This is a genomic window from Vreelandella mediterranea (assembly GCF_970647075.1).
This window is the reverse complement of record NZ_OZ310198.1, coordinates 3,462,244-3,475,839: the sequence shown is the minus strand read 5'-3', so window position 1 is coordinate 3,475,839 and position 13,596 is coordinate 3,462,244. Positions and strand designations below refer to the sequence as shown.

Below are 13,596 nucleotides of genomic sequence, written 5' to 3'. Positions count from 1 at the left end.
CTGATACTGACAGTGGTGGAAATGCAGCGCCCAAGGCCCTTATCTATCGTTCGAGTGAGCGGGAAGAGCGTGCGGATGGACGCTCGAATCGTTGTCGAGCGTAAACCCGCCGACCAGCTCGGCCAGGCGCTCTGCCTGCTCCTTCAGCTGCTCGGCGGCGGTAGTGGACTCCTCGACCAGCGCCGCGTTTTGCTGGGTCATCTGGTCCAGGTCATTCACCGCAATGCTCACCTGGCTGATACCGTCGTTTTGCTCGGCGGCGGCGGTGCTGATGTCGCCCAGCATCTGGTTCACCCGGGTCACGCTTTCGGCCAGCTCATGCATGGCCTGCTCGGCCTGGTGCACCAGTTGGGTGCCGCTTTCGACTTTTTCCGTGGAGGCCGTGATGCGCTGGCGGATATCCGCTGCCGCGTCGCTGCTGCGCGCGGCGAGCATGCGCACCTCTTCGGCCACCACCGCAAAGCCGCGGCCGTGTTCACCGGCCCGGGCGGCCTCGACCGAGGCATTCAACGCCAGCAGGTTGGTCTGAAAGGCAATGCCGTCGATGACCTTGACGATCGCCTGGATCTCATCGGAGGTCGTGCGGATATCGCCCATGGTCACGACCACCTGCTCGAAGGCGCTGTTGGTGCGCGTGGCCAGTTGCGAGGCGGTTTGTGACAGGCCGCTGGCCTCCTTCGAGGCGCTGGTGGTGTGGCCCACGGTGCTGCTGATCTCCTCCATCGCGGTGGAGGTCTGCTGGAGGCTGGCCGCCGCCTGGTCGGTACGCCGGGAAAGGTCCTGACCGCCCTGGGTGATTTCGCTGGCGGCGTGGTGAACGGACTCGCTGCTGGCGCGCACGTCGACCAGTACGTCGTGAATCTTGACCGCGAAGGCGTTGAACTGGGTGGCGAGCTCGGCGCTCTCATCGCGGCCGTTGACTGGCAGGCGTTGGGTCAAGTCGCCGTCGCCGGAGGCGATATCGCGCATCCGGTCGGCCAGGCGGCGCAGGGGGCGAGCAATACGTCCGCCTATCCACCAAAGCGCTAGCATGCCCAGCGCGGCAAGCACCAGCCCGACGGTCGTCATGCCCAGGGTGTTTCGGTCGCGCTGTTCGCCGAGCAGGTCTTGCAGCGCATTGATGCCAGCGAAGACGACGTCTTCGGGAAGCTCTAGCACCAGCACCCAAGGCCGCTCGGTATCGCCCATCTGAATGGTGTGGTAGCGCTGCAGCATCCCATCGTGGGTATTACTGCGCAAGCTCGCCTGGGACTGCGCGGCCTCGATACCTTCCAGTAAGTCGCTATTCAGCGTATCCCGTGCTGGTTGACCGAGGGTTTCGCTATTGGCCGTATCGGCTACCAGACCGCCTTGGCCTGCGACCAGCATCATGCGGCCCGCGCCGCCGTAAAGTTCCTCGTTCGCCTCGCGCAGCAAGGTTTGGATGAAGTTCAGCGACAGATCGACCCCCGCGACGCCGCGAAATGCGCCGTCGACCAAAATAGGGGCATTGAAGGATGTCACCAGCAGTGATTCGCCGTTGTAGTCATAAACGGCGGGGTCGATCACGCAGGGAGAGAGCGTCTCTTTGGGGCAAAGATAGTACTCGCCTTCGCGAATGCCGCTTTCCATTACGGTTTGGCTATCCATGGTGTCGCCCAGCGGAAGCACGGCCAGCTCGCCGTCTTCGGTGCGGTACCACCAGGGCATGAAGCGCCCGCTGCCGTCGTGGCCGTACCGCTCTTCGCCCACATAGAGGGCGTCATCGCCAAAGGCGTTGGGCTCCCAGCCGATGAAAACATCGAGTAACGACGGGTTATCGGCAACGGTCTGACGAAGAAGGTTGGAAAGCTGACGACGGCTTAACGAAAGTGCTATTTCGCCTTCGGCATCGGTGGCTCCCATGAGTGCATTCGTGCGCGCTAGCGACTCGGCGGTTTGCAAGGCGCTATCCAGCTCGGCCTGGATACGCTCGCCCTGGGCCTCGATGATCGCGTTCAGGCGGGCATTCAGCGCTGTTTGAGCTTGGTCGCGGGTGTGCTCGTCGATGGTTTGTGCCGTGCGGGTCGTGGCCACCAGGTTGTAGATCACCAGAGCTGCCACAATCGCCAGCAGGCAAGGAGTCGCGAGCGCAAGCATATAAGTTCGCAGCGAGCCAAAATGCATAATCGATCCTTAAGAAGCAGGCCAGTGAAAAGGGGTGTTAGCGCTTCCTTCCATGGGGTAACCCTGGGCAGGAGAAAACAGCGTAAGGCTTTCTGAGTCTGCCTGGCGCTGGTGTGATGACCGCCCCTTAAAATGTGATAGCGCTCGTTTCAGGTTATCGGCGCTGGCACCGTTGACTTGAAATGAAGGATTAAACGGCCCGCCGCGCCACATTGGGTCTGCGGTATTAGGGGATGAAAAGGGGCCCTCTAAGGGCCCCTAAAAGGTCTGCTTAAAAGCCCGACCGGGTAGGCGGGGCAAGCTGTGGCGAAGAAGACGGCGAGGTGGCTTCGAGCGTAAACCCGCCGACCAGCTCGGCCAGGCGCTCTGCCTGCTCCTTCAGCTGCTCGGCGGCGGTAGTGGACTCCTCGACCAGCGCCGCGTTTTGCTGGGTCATCTGGTCCAGGTCATTCACCGCAATGCTCACCTGGCTGATACCGTCGTTTTGCTCGGCGGCGGCGGTGCTGATGTCGCCCAGCATCTGGTTCACCCGGGTCACGCTTTCGGCCAGCTCATGCATGGCCTGCTCGGCCTGGTGCACCAGCTGCGTGCCGCTTTCGACTTTTTCCGTGGAGGCCGTGATGCGCTGGCGGATGTCCGCCGCCGCTTCGCTGCTGCGCGAGGCGAGCATGCGCACCTCTTCGGCGACCACCGCGAAGCCGCGACCGTGCTCGCCGGCCCGGGCGGCCTCGACCGAGGCGTTCAGCGCCAGCAGGTTGGTCTGAAAGGCAATGCCGTCGATGACCTTGACGATCGCCTGGATCTCATCGGAGGTCGTGCGGATATCGTTCATGGTCACCACCACCTGGCCGAAGGCGCCGTTGGTACGTTCCGCCAGTTGCGAGGCGGTTTGTGACAGGCCGCTGGCCTCCTTCGAGGCGCTGGTGGTGTGGCCCACGGTGCTGCTGATCTCCTCCATCGCGGTGGAGGTCTGCTGGAGGCTGGCCGCCGCCTGGTCGGTACGCCGGGAAAGGTCCTGGCCGCCCTGGGTGATTTCGCTGGCGGCGTGGTGTACCGACTCGCTGCTGGCGCGCACGTCGACCAGTACGTCGTGAATTTTGACCGCGAAGGCGTTGAACTGGATGGCGAGTTCGGCGGCTTCGTTGCGTCCGCGCACCGGCAGGCGCTGGGTCAGATCCCCCTCGCCAGAGGCGATATCGCGCATCCGGTCGGCCAGGTGGCGCAGCGGACGCGAGATGCCGCTCCCGAGTAGCCAACTGACCAGCAGGCCCAGCAGGGCAATGATCAGCCCCATGATGATCATTGCCCACATGGAGGACCGGCCCTGGTCGTTCAACTGCGCTTGCATGGTGTTAAGCCCCGCCATGACGGCGCTTTCCGGCAGGCGAATGATCAGCACCCAGGGGTTGCCGCTTTCATCGACATCGAACGGCCAGTAGAGCTCGATCATGTCGGATTCGCTGTCGAGATTGCGAACCGGCTGACCCTGACGGGCGCTGGCAAGGTCGGGCAACAGGTCGGCGGGAAGCGCCTGCTCGGCGTTTTCGCCCAGCAGGGCGGGCTCGCTGGTGTGGGCGGAAAGCGCCCCCTGGGAGGCGACCAGCAGCATCTGGCCGGCACCGTCGTAAAGGGTTTGGTTGGCCTCTTCCAGAAGCCCCTGAAGGAAATCGACCGCAAGGTCGACACCGGCGCTGCCACGAAACTCGCCGTCGACCAGGATGGGCGCGTTGAACGAGGTCACCAGCAGGTTTTCGCCGTTGTAGTCGTACCAGTGCGGGTCGACTACGCAGGTGCGCTCGGTCTCTTTGGTACAGAGATAGTATTCCCCCTTGCGAATACCGTCGTCTCCGCGCGCCTGGTTTTCTATGTCGCTACCCAGCGCGAGCACCTCGATGGCGCCGCTCTCGGTGCGGTACCACCAGGGCATAAAACGCCCGTCCGGGCCGTAGCCTAATCCCTCTCGCCCGGCGTAGAGCGCGTCGTTGCCAAAGGCGTTGGGCTCCCAGCCAATGAAAGCGTCGAGCAGGTCCGGGTTATTGACTACCGTTTGGCGAATCAGCATCGAAAGCTCGCGGCGGCTCATGGTCATGAGCGGGCGGCCCTCGTCATCCTCCAGGCCCAGCATGGCATTGGTGTTCGCAAGCGACGTCGCCAGCGTCAAGGCGTGTTCGAGCTCGCCCTGGATATCTTCGGCCTGGGCCGCCGCAATCGCGGTCAGGCGGGCCCCGATGTTCTGTTCGAGCAGCGCATGGGTTTCATCCTCTACCAGCGCCTGAGAGCGCGCGTTGGTAATGAGCGAGTAGATCACCAGCACGGCGACGACCACCAGGATACAGCCGCTGACCAGGGTCGCGATCAGCGTACGGACAGATTTAAAATGCATTTTATTTTATCTCTGCAGCGTTGAGATTAGTGTTACCGGCTCTGCAAGGCTAAAGTCGCTTACAGGCGTCAGGCTCTCCAGCGCCTTGCGCACCTTGCGCGACCTGGTCGCCAGGGCGGCAATGTTTTGTTAGGGGGAATGAGTTATATCACTTAATGCTTATCGGCAAGCGAGGTAATTTCTTGAAGCGCGGGGGGCCGTTTCAGCGCGGGGGGAAGGATTGGGTCGCAAACAGCTTTGAAAGGGTCGTCGGGGGGCAGGTGATCGACGAGAGCGGCGCCACTTTGGGAGAAGCGCCGCTCGAGGGGCTAAAGGGTTTAGCTCAGCTTGCTGATGGCTTTATCGATATCATCGACAGAGGCTTTGCTGTAATCCTTCGAGAGCGTATGCGTCACCATCTTCTGGGTCGGCTTGTCGAGCTTATCGCGCAAAAGCCCCAGGAACTTGGGGGCGGCGACCAGGATGAGCTCGTCCATCTTGTTGCTCGTGCGGGCGTCGAACAGATATTTAACGACCTGCTTGGCGAACATCTCGTTTTCGTGCTCGAGCGCTTCGCCGCCTTCGGCGGAGGAGCGTGCCGCGCCGGAGGAGGACGTATGTACGTCCGCGCCGGGGCTATCGGTCACCAGGTCGCCTTCGTGCATCTGCCCTTCGGCGTGTACCAGGCTCTCTTTTTCCGTGAGCTTGTTGGCTGCGTGGGTAAAAATACGCGCTCTGCCCGCATCTGCCACCACAATATAAGTTGCCATAATCAAACGTCCTCCGTGTCGTTAATGGTTGATTAAACATGGCAAGCGTTTAGCGTTAGGTCAAACGAAACCCCTCGCTCACTCATACGGTACAAAAGATGCTCGATCAGCAGAGAGAACAACGCGATGGCCGCTGGCGTAACCGCTACCTGTTAATGCGCCACGGCCATAGCCTGGCCAACGAACAGGGGCTCATCATCAGCGCGCCGGCCCAGGGCCTTAATGCGTTCGGGCTTTCAGAAACCGGCGAGCGCCAGCTTGCGGCGGTGGTGGCCGACTGGCGCTGGCCGGCGCCTTCGCGCATCGTCCACTCGGACTTTTTACGCACCACCCACACCGCCCAACGTGTGGCCGAAGCGTTCGGGCTTTCGCTTGAAAAGGAGCCTCGTTTGCGCGAGCGCTATTTTGGCTCACTGGATGGCCAGGGCGACCGTTTTTACCCAAGCGTCTGGGCACTGGACGGCGAGAATGCCGACCACCAAACGCACCAGGTGGAGTCGGTCCGCCAGGTCGCGGCGCGGATGCAGTCGGTCATCGAGGAGATGGAGAGCCGCCTCGAAGGGGAAGTGGTGTTGCTGGTCAGCCACGGCGACCCGTTGCAGATACTGCTCACTGCGCTAAACGCCAGGCCGCTCACCGAACATCGTGAGCAGCCTGCGCTTTTGCCTGCCAGTATCACCCTTATAGGGGCGAACGGCGGTGCCTAGTGGCCGAGAATCTGGCTCAGGAACAGCTGGGTACGCTCGGACTGGGGGTTGTTGAAGAACGGCTCCGGGGCGTTCTCTTCGATGATCTGGCCCTGGTCCATGAAGATCACCCGGTCGGCCACGGTTTTCGCGAAGCCCATTTCGTGGGTCACGCAGAGCATGGTCATGCCCTCGTTGGCAAGCTCCACCATGACGTCGAGCACCTCCTTGATCATCTCCGGGTCCAGCGCCGAGGTGGGCTCGTCGAAGAGCATGACGTCCGGATGCATACATAGCGAGCGGGCGATGGCGACGCGCTGCTGTTGGCCGCCGGAGAGCTGGCCCGGGTATTTTCGGGCCTGCTCGGCGATGCGCACCCGCTCAAGATACTGCATGGCCTGGGCTTCGGCTTCCCGGCGGGACTTTTTCTGCACCCACATTGGCGCCACGCAGCAGTTCTCCAGCACGCTCAGGTGGGGAAACAAATTGAAGTGCTGGAAGACCATGCCCACGCTTCGGCGCACCTGCTCGATACGCTTGACGTCCTGGGTCAGCGGCACGCCGCCGACCACGATTTCGCCTTTTTGGTGCTCTTCCAGGTGGTTGATGCAACGAATCAAGGTCGATTTGCCCGACCCCGAAGGTCCGCAAATGACGATACGTTCGCCGCGTTTGACTTCGAAATCGATGTCGCGCAGCACGTGGAAGTCGCCGTACCACTTGTTGACGCCGCGCATCTCGACCATCTGGTCCTGGGTGTTTAAAGCTGCTTCGCTCATGAGGTTATCCTTGAAATCCTAAGGGCGGCGTTAACGCTTGTGGCCGGTGTTGAGGCGGCGTTCCAGATACTGGCTGTAGCGCGACATGCTGAAACAGAAAATCCAGAACATGAACGCGGCGAACACATAGCCTTCTATCGAGAAGCCCAGCCAACGCGAGTCGGAAAGCGCCGCTTGAACGATGCCCAATAGATCGAACAGGCCGATGATCATGACCAGCGTGGTGTCCTTGAATAGCGATATAAAGGTATTCACGATGCCGGGTATCATCATCTTGAGCGCCTGGGGCATGACGATCAGCCCCATGCGCTTCCAGTAGGTCATACCCAGCGCCGCCGCGGCCTCGTCCTGGCCTTTGGGAATCGCCTGTAGCCCACCGCGAATGACCTCGGCCATGTAGGCGCTTTGAAACAGCGTAATGCCGATCAAGGCGCGAATGAGCCGGTCGACGCTGAGTTCCGAGGGCAAAAACAGCGGCAGCATCACCGAGGCCATGAACAGCACGGTAATGAGCGGCACACCGCGCCAGAACTCGATGAACACCACCGCGAAGCTTTTGACGATGGGCATGTTGGAGCGCCGGCCCAGGGCCAGCACGATGCCGATGGGAAGCGCCCCCACCATGCCGACGGTGGCAAGCAGCAGGGTCAGCATCAGCCCGCCCCAGCGGTGCGTGGGTACGCGCGGCAGGTCGAAATAGCCGCCGTGGAGCAATACGTAGGCGATCACCGGGAAGACCAGCAGCGCAAATACCGCCACCCAGCGCTTGAACGGCAGGCGCGGAATGGCAAGCCAGGCGATCAGCGCGAAAAAGCCGACGAACACGATATTGGCGCGCCAGATTTCCGAGCGGGGGTAGAGCCCGTAGATGAACTGGGTAAAGCGCGCCTTGATGAACACCCAGCAGGCGCCTTCCCGGGAGCAGTCTTCGCGGGTGGTACCGACCCAATCCGCGTCGATGATCGCCCATTGCACGGTGGGCACCACCAAAAGGTACAGCACGTAAAGGCCGATCAAGGTAAACAGCGTATTGATCGGGCCGTTGAAGAGATTGGCGCGCAGCCACGCCACGGGGCCGACGGTGCTTTTCGGGGCCGGGCGCTGCTCGATCATGGTTTGATTGTGAATCATGGTTGTTACCCTCGCCCTAGCGTTCGACCAGCGCCACGCGGGCGTTGAACCAGTTCATGAACATGGAGACCAGCAGGCTGATCGTTAGATAGACCCCCATGGTCATGGCGATGACCTCGATGGCCTGGCCGGTCTGATTCAGCGTGGTACCCGCAAAGACCGACACCAGATCCGGATAGCCGATGGCGGTGGCAAGCGACGAGTTCTTGATCAGGTTCAGGTATTGGCTGGTCAGCGGCGGAATAATCACCCGCATCGCCTGAGGGATCACCACCAGCCGAAGAATCAGGTTGCGCGGCAAGCTCAGCGCCTGGGCGGCTTCGGTCTGCCCATGAGAGATCGCCTGAATACCCGAACGCACGATTTCGGCAATGAACGAGGCGGTGTAGATCGAAAGCGCCAGCCATAGCGCCAGAAACTCCGGAATCACGGTGATACCACCACGGAAGTTGAACCCGCTAAGCGCCGGCACATCCCAGGTGATTGGCACGCCGGTGGCTAAAAGCACTAAAAGCGGCAGGCCCAAAATCAGCAAAAAGGCGATCCAGTAGGCGGGCAGGCGCTTGCCCGTGGCCTCGTGGCGGCGCTTGTTCCATACGATCAGCGCGATACTGGCCACGATGGCAACGAGAAACGCGGCGGGGATCAATCCAAAGCCGGACTCGAACAGCGGCTCGGGCAGGTAGAGTCCACGCACGTTCAAAAACATGACTTCACCGAAGGCGAGGCTGTCGCGCGCACCGGGAAGGGTGCGCAGAACGGCGAAGTACCAGAAAAAAATCTGCAAAAGCAGCGGGATATTACGAAAGATCTCGATATAGGCGGCGGCCAGTTTGGCGATGAGCCAGTTGGGCGAAAGCCGGGCGATGCCCACGATGAAGCCCACGAGGGTCGCTGCCAGCACGCCAAGGCCGCCCACCAGCAACGTGTTGAGCAGACCCACGAAGAAGGTGCGCCCGTAGGTGCTTTGCGATGAGTAATCGATCAGGCTCTGTACGATGCCAAAGCCTGCGGTGTTGTCCAAAAAACCAAAACCGGTGGTGATACCCCGTGCGGAAAGGTTGTCCTGGGTGTTGCCCACGATATAGAGCAAAAAGATGGCGACGACCGCCACCACCAGCACCTGAAAAATGAGCGCGCGTTTAGCGCGGTCTCGCCAGAAAGGGGGCTTGTGGCCCACCGGGCGAGCATCGGGTCTTACTGACATGAAAGCGTCTCCGCAATACGGCAGGATCAATCAAACGGCCCGCCTGGGTGTTAGCGCGGCGGGCCGGGGTCAAGCGAGACGCTTAGCGAATCGGCGGTGCGTAATGGAAGCCGCCGTCATTCCAAAGAGCGTTGACGCCGCGCTCGATCTCCAGCGGTGAATCCATACCGACGTTGCGATCGAAGCTTTCGGCGTAGTTGCCGACCTGGCTGATGATGTTGTACGCCCAGTCGGCTTCAAGGCCCATGCCTTCGCCGTAGTTGCCGTCCTGTCCCAGAAGACGCGCGATATCCGGGTTTTCACTGTCCATCATGTCGTCGACGTTTTCGCTGGTCACGCCGTACTCTTCGGCGTTGAGCATGGCAAATAGTGACCACTTGACGATGTTGAACCAGGTGTCATCGCCCTGGCGAACCACCGGGCCCAGCGGCTCTTTGGAGATGATCTCGGGAAGGATCATCGCGCTGTCCGGCTCGTCGAGCTGGATACGCAGCGCGGCGAGTTGGGACGTATCGGAAGTCAGCACGTCACAGCGCCCGGACTGGAAGCCGCCCACGGTCTGCTCCGAGGTGTCGAAAACGATCGGATCAAACGCCATGTCGTTGGCGCGGAAGTAGTCCGCCACGTTGAGCTCGGTGGTGGTACCGGACTGGATACAGATCGCCGCGCCGTCGAGCTCGTCGGCACCAGAAAGGCCCAGGTCACGGTTGACCATGAAGCCGATACCGTCGTAGAAGGTCACGCCGGTAAAGTTCAGACCCAGGGTGGTGTCGCGGGTGGTGGTCCAGGTGGTGTTACGAGAAAGCACGTCGATTTCCCCGGACTGCAGCGCGGTGAAGCGCTCGACGGCGTTCAGGGAGATGTAATTGACCGCGTCGGCATCGCCCAGCACGGCAGCGGCCACGGCGCGGCAGACGTCAACGTCCAGGCCTTGCCACTCGCCGCTGTCGTCCGGGGCGGAGAAACCGGGCAAACCATCACTCACGCCACACTGCACAGCGCCTCGTGAGCGCGTATCTTCCAAGACATCTGCCTGCACGCTTGCCACACCGGAGAGGGTGATGGCGCCCGCGGAAGCCAGCAGTACCACGTGTTTTTTATTGATCATGGTTGTTTCCCTTCCTCGTTATTAAATTTCGTTATATATGCCGAAGCACGGCACATAACGCTAGCAAGGAAGATGCCAGAAAGGATATATCGGCTCATTCAGCGCTTTTCAACGCAAAAGCCGCAACTTTTTGACCAAAGTTGTGCTGCAAAAAAGTGCAGCTTCGGCTACTGGTTGGGCTTCTTTGGTGCACTGGCCGTGCGGACCTTGCCGAATCGGCCAGTGAAAACAGGCGAGTGGGGTAAAAATGGCTAACGAATAGGAGGGGCGTACTGAAGCCCACCATCGCGCCACAGCCCGTTCAGCCCGCGTCCGATATTAAACGCTGAGTCAGCGCCCACGTTGCGATCGAACATCTCGGCGTAATTACCCACCTGCTTGACGATTTGATAGGCCCAGTCGGCATTAAGGCCCATCGCCTCGCCGAAATTACCGTCGCGGCCCAGTAGGCGCATCACATCCGGGCTTTCGGATTCGAGTTGTTCGTCCACGTTGGCCATGCTCACGCCCAGTTCCTCGGCGTTGAGCATGGCGAACAGCGACCATTTAACGATGTTGAACCACTGATCGTCGCCCTGGCGCACCGCCGGTCCCAGGGGCTCCTTTGAGATCGTCTCCGGGAGAACGATGGCCATGTCCGGGTCGGCCAACTGCATGCGCTGGGCATAGAGTTGCGAGGCGTCGGAGCTTAAAACGTCGCAGCGTCCGGACTCGAAGCCAGCGATGGACTGCTCCGGGGCGTCGAACACCACCGCATCGAAGCTCATGCCGTTCAACCGGAAGTAGTCGGCCAGGTTGAGCTCGCTGGTGGTGCCGGACTGGGTGCACACCGCCGCGCCGTCCAGCTCGCTTACGCTCTGTACGCCCAGGTCGCTTGCCACCATGAAGGCTTGGCCATCGAAGTAGCTCACTCCGGTGAAGTGGATCCCCTGGGTCGTATCCCGGGTAGAGGTCCAGGTGGTGGTGCGGGCCAACACGTCGACCTCGCCGGACTGAAGCGCCGCGAAGCGCTCGACCGAATCCAGCGGCACGAACTCGACGTTGGCGCCTTCCCCCAGGGCGGCGGCGGCCACCGCGCGGCAAATGTCGGTATCCAGGCCCCGGTAGGTGTCTTCGTCGTCCAGCGCCGAGAAGCCGGGTTGGGCCGCGTTGACTCCGCAGCGCAGACTGCCGCGCTCTTTCACCGTTTCAAGCGTGGTGGCCAGCGCCAGGCCGGGCAGCAAAAGCGCCGCCCCGGTCAACAGTTTGATGTGCCAACCCCGGGCCCCTGGGATAGCCCTTGTGAAGGTCCTTTTGATTGCCCTTGTGTGATCCGCTTTGTTCATTGTTGTGTCCCTTGCGTGGGTAAGCGCTACAAAAAAGGCCGAGCAGTGCCCGGCCTCGATTCAGTGCGTGTCGCTTTGGGGAATTTAAGCGAAAGCGGCGCGCATAAACGGTGGCAGCGCCAGGGCGCCGCGGTGAGCCTCTACCGTGTAGTACTGTAGCGGCATTTCATGCTCCGCGGCAGCCTCTTCACGAAAGCTTTCAACGTTTGTCGCCTTGCCGGCCAGCGTCACGCTCCACCAGCCCGACGGATAAACCGGCTGGGGGAAGGGAAGCGTTGCCACGCTCTCGAAACCGGCCGACTTCATGTCTTCGCGCAGTTCACGAATGATCGACCCACTGTGATAGAGCGGTGATTCGCTTTGCTGCACCAGCACGCCGCCGGGACGCAGAATGCGGTGGCAGCGCGCCAGAAATTCGGTCTTGAAAAGCCCTTCCGCCGGGCCGACCGGGTCGGTGGAGTCGATGATGAGGACATCGACGCTTTCGTCTTCGGCCTCATCGACCCACTTCACGCCGTCCGCGAACAAAAGCTCCGCGCGCGGGTCGCCGTTGGACGCGACCAGCGCCGGGAAGAAGCGCGTGGAGGCCTTGGTGACCTCTTCGTCGATGTCGATTTGAGTGACTTTTTCCACGCCGTCGTGACGCAGCACTTCCTTGAGCGTGCCGCAGTCGCCGCCGCCGATGATCACGACGCGCTTCGGGTTCTGATGGGTGAAAAGCGCCGGGTGGGCGATCATTTCGTGGTACAGGAAGTTGTCCCGGTCGGTGAGCATCACGCAGCCGTCCAGCACTAACAGGTTGCCGTAGGTCTCGGTGGCATAGACTTCCAGGTGCTGATAGGCGCTTTGTACATCCCAAAGCTTCTCGCTGACTTTGAGCGAGAACGCGCTGCCGTGGGCGTCGAAGACTTCGGTGAACCACTGCGCTTGATCGAAATCGCTCATCGGCCCTCTCCGGCGTCGCTTGGGTGGTCGTTCTTGTGATACTGGGGGCTAAGTTCGTGCAGTGCCTCCATGAAGGCGCTGACGTGGTCGGGGTTGGTGAACTGGCTGATGCCGTGACCCAGGTTGAAGATATGGCCCGGCCCGTGCCCGTAGCTTTCCAGTACCCGAGCGACTTCGGCGCGAATGGCCGAGGGCCGGGCGAACAGCACGTTGGGGTCCAGATTACCCTGTAGCGCCACCTTATGGCCCACCCGATCGCGGGCGTCACTGAGTTCGGTGGTCCAATCAAGCCCCACCGCGTCGGCACCGGCGCAGGCGATGTGTTCGATCCACTGCCCGCCGTTTTTGGTGAACAGAATCACCGGCACGCGGCGGCCGTCGTGCTCGCGGATCAGGCCCGAGACGATCTGCTCCATGTAGCGAAGCGAAAACTCGAGATACGCCGGCGTGGAGAGCGAGCCGCCCCAGGTATCGAAAATCTGTACCGCCTGGGCGCCGGCGCGAATCTGGGCGTTGAGGTAGTCGGTCACCGCGTGGGCCAGGGTATCGAGCAACTGGTGCATGGTGTCCGGGGTGTCGTAGAGCATGGTTTTCAGATGGCGGAAATCCTTGCTCGAGCCGCCTTCGACCATGTAAGTCGCCAGCGTCCAGGGGCTGCCGGAGAAGCCGATCAACGGCATGCGGCCGTTGAGTTCGCGGCGAATGGTGGATACCGCACGCATAACGTAGTCCAGGTCGCGCTCGGCGTTGGGCACGGAGAGCGCCGCGACTTCCTCCGGCGTGCGTACGGTCTTGCGAAATTTCGGCCCCTCGCCGGTCTCGAAGTAGAGCCCAAGACCCATGGCGTCGGGAATCGTCAGAATATCGGAAAACAGAATCGCCGCGTCCAGCGGGAAACGCTCCAGCGGCTGCAGGGTGACTTCGCAGGCGAAATCCTGGTTGCGGCACAGGTCCATGAAGCTGCCCGCCTGAGCGCGGCGCTCACGGTACTCGGGCAGGTAGCGCCCGGCCTGGCGCATCATCCAGACCGGCGTACGGTCCACCGGCTGGCGGGCCAAGGCGCGTAGAAAACGGTCGTTTTGCAAAAGGGGAGGAGATACAGCGGAAGAAGACATAAACGCCTGCTCTAGGGAAATTT

11 protein-coding genes are annotated in these 13,596 nt (G+C 61.5%); 1 reads left to right on the top strand and 10 read right to left on the bottom strand.

Translation table 11 applies throughout. The features are described 5' to 3' along the window. Nucleotides 1-39: 39 nt before the first annotated feature. The 3 genes from ACWFVE_RS16060 to ACWFVE_RS16050 form a co-directional block, all read right to left on the bottom strand. A complete protein-coding gene (locus tag ACWFVE_RS16060; protein ID WP_447530263.1) occupies nt 40-2,145 on the bottom strand; it encodes a methyl-accepting chemotaxis protein in 2,106 nt (701 codons plus the stop codon). Between the two features lie 271 nt (nt 2,146-2,416). Beyond that, entirely contained in the window at nt 2,417-4,528 is a 2,112-nt protein-coding gene (locus ACWFVE_RS16055; protein ID WP_447530262.1) for a methyl-accepting chemotaxis protein, read from the bottom strand. A 317-nt stretch (nt 4,529-4,845) separates the two neighbouring features. Further along, complete coding sequence (locus tag ACWFVE_RS16050; protein ID WP_447530261.1) at nt 4,846-5,277, bottom strand: host attachment protein; 432 nt, start codon at nt 5,275-5,277, stop codon at nt 4,846-4,848. 98 nt (nt 5,278-5,375) lie between these two features. On the opposite strand from ACWFVE_RS16050, the gene ACWFVE_RS16045 reads away from it, so the two are divergent. After that, nucleotides 5,376-5,984 carry a histidine phosphatase family protein gene (locus ACWFVE_RS16045; RefSeq protein ID WP_447530260.1) on the top strand — a complete coding sequence of 203 codons (609 nt, stop codon included), beginning with the start codon at nt 5,376-5,378 and terminating at the stop codon, nt 5,982-5,984. Here ACWFVE_RS16045 and ACWFVE_RS16040 read toward each other — a convergent pair. From ACWFVE_RS16040 to hemE, 7 genes are all read right to left on the bottom strand, one after another. Beyond that, a complete protein-coding gene (locus tag ACWFVE_RS16040; protein ID WP_447530558.1) occupies nt 5,981-6,709 on the bottom strand; it encodes an amino acid ABC transporter ATP-binding protein in 729 nt (242 codons plus the stop codon). The genes ACWFVE_RS16045 and ACWFVE_RS16040 overlap by 4 nt on opposite strands. A 63-nt stretch (nt 6,710-6,772) precedes the next feature. Then, nucleotides 6,773-7,873, bottom strand: coding sequence for an amino acid ABC transporter permease (locus ACWFVE_RS16035; protein WP_447530259.1), 1,101 nt, complete (start codon nt 7,871-7,873; stop codon nt 6,773-6,775). Between the two features lie 16 nt (nt 7,874-7,889). Then, nucleotides 7,890-9,080 (bottom strand): amino acid ABC transporter permease, encoded by a 1,191-nt coding sequence (locus tag ACWFVE_RS16030; protein ID WP_447530258.1) that lies wholly within the window; start codon nt 9,078-9,080, stop codon nt 7,890-7,892. An 82-nt stretch (nt 9,081-9,162) separates the two neighbouring features. Beyond that, nucleotides 9,163-10,188 (bottom strand): amino acid ABC transporter substrate-binding protein, encoded by a 1,026-nt coding sequence (locus ACWFVE_RS16025; protein ID WP_447530257.1) that lies wholly within the window; start codon nt 10,186-10,188, stop codon nt 9,163-9,165. A 251-nt stretch (nt 10,189-10,439) separates the two neighbouring features. Continuing rightward, a complete protein-coding gene (locus tag ACWFVE_RS16020) occupies nt 10,440-11,513 on the bottom strand; it encodes an amino acid ABC transporter substrate-binding protein (protein ID WP_447530256.1) in 1,074 nt (357 codons plus the stop codon). 84 nt (nt 11,514-11,597) lie between these two features. Then, nucleotides 11,598-12,458: a polyamine aminopropyltransferase gene (speE, locus tag ACWFVE_RS16015; protein ID WP_447530255.1), complete on the bottom strand. Its 861-nt coding sequence runs from the start codon at nt 12,456-12,458 to the stop codon at nt 11,598-11,600. Continuing rightward, a complete protein-coding gene (gene hemE, locus ACWFVE_RS16010; protein ID WP_447530254.1) occupies nt 12,455-13,573 on the bottom strand; it encodes a uroporphyrinogen decarboxylase in 1,119 nt (372 codons plus the stop codon). Before hemE ends, speE begins: the two co-directional genes overlap by 4 nt. Nucleotides 13,574-13,596: the final 23 nt, after the last annotated feature.

Excerpts from the sequence above, each read along its gene's own strand:
- speE (WP_447530255.1), bottom strand. The coding sequence starts at position 12,458 with ATGAGCGATTTCGATCAAGCGCAGTGGTTCACCGAAGTCTTCGACGCC.
- ACWFVE_RS16030 (WP_447530258.1), bottom strand. The coding sequence starts at position 9,080 with ATGTCAGTAAGACCCGATGCTCGCCCGGTGGGCCACAAGCCCCCTTTC.
- ACWFVE_RS16040 (WP_447530558.1), bottom strand. The coding sequence starts at position 6,709 with ATGGTCGAGATGCGCGGCGTCAACAAGTGGTACGGCGACTTCCACGTG.
- hemE (WP_447530254.1), bottom strand. The coding sequence starts at position 13,573 with ATGTCTTCTTCCGCTGTATCTCCTCCCCTTTTGCAAAACGACCGTTTT.
- ACWFVE_RS16050 (WP_447530261.1), bottom strand. The coding sequence starts at position 5,277 with ATGGCAACTTATATTGTGGTGGCAGATGCGGGCAGAGCGCGTATTTTT.
- ACWFVE_RS16025 (WP_447530257.1), bottom strand. The coding sequence starts at position 10,188 with ATGATCAATAAAAAACACGTGGTACTGCTGGCTTCCGCGGGCGCCATC.
- ACWFVE_RS16045 (WP_447530260.1), top strand. The coding sequence starts at position 5,376 with ATGCTCGATCAGCAGAGAGAACAACGCGATGGCCGCTGGCGTAACCGC.
- ACWFVE_RS16060 (WP_447530263.1), bottom strand. The coding sequence starts at position 2,145 with ATGCATTTTGGCTCGCTGCGAACTTATATGCTTGCGCTCGCGACTCCT.
- ACWFVE_RS16035 (WP_447530259.1), bottom strand. The coding sequence starts at position 7,873 with ATGATTCACAATCAAACCATGATCGAGCAGCGCCCGGCCCCGAAAAGC.
- ACWFVE_RS16020 (WP_447530256.1), bottom strand. The coding sequence starts at position 11,513 with ATGAACAAAGCGGATCACACAAGGGCAATCAAAAGGACCTTCACAAGG.
- ACWFVE_RS16055 (WP_447530262.1), bottom strand. The coding sequence starts at position 4,528 with ATGCATTTTAAATCTGTCCGTACGCTGATCGCGACCCTGGTCAGCGGC.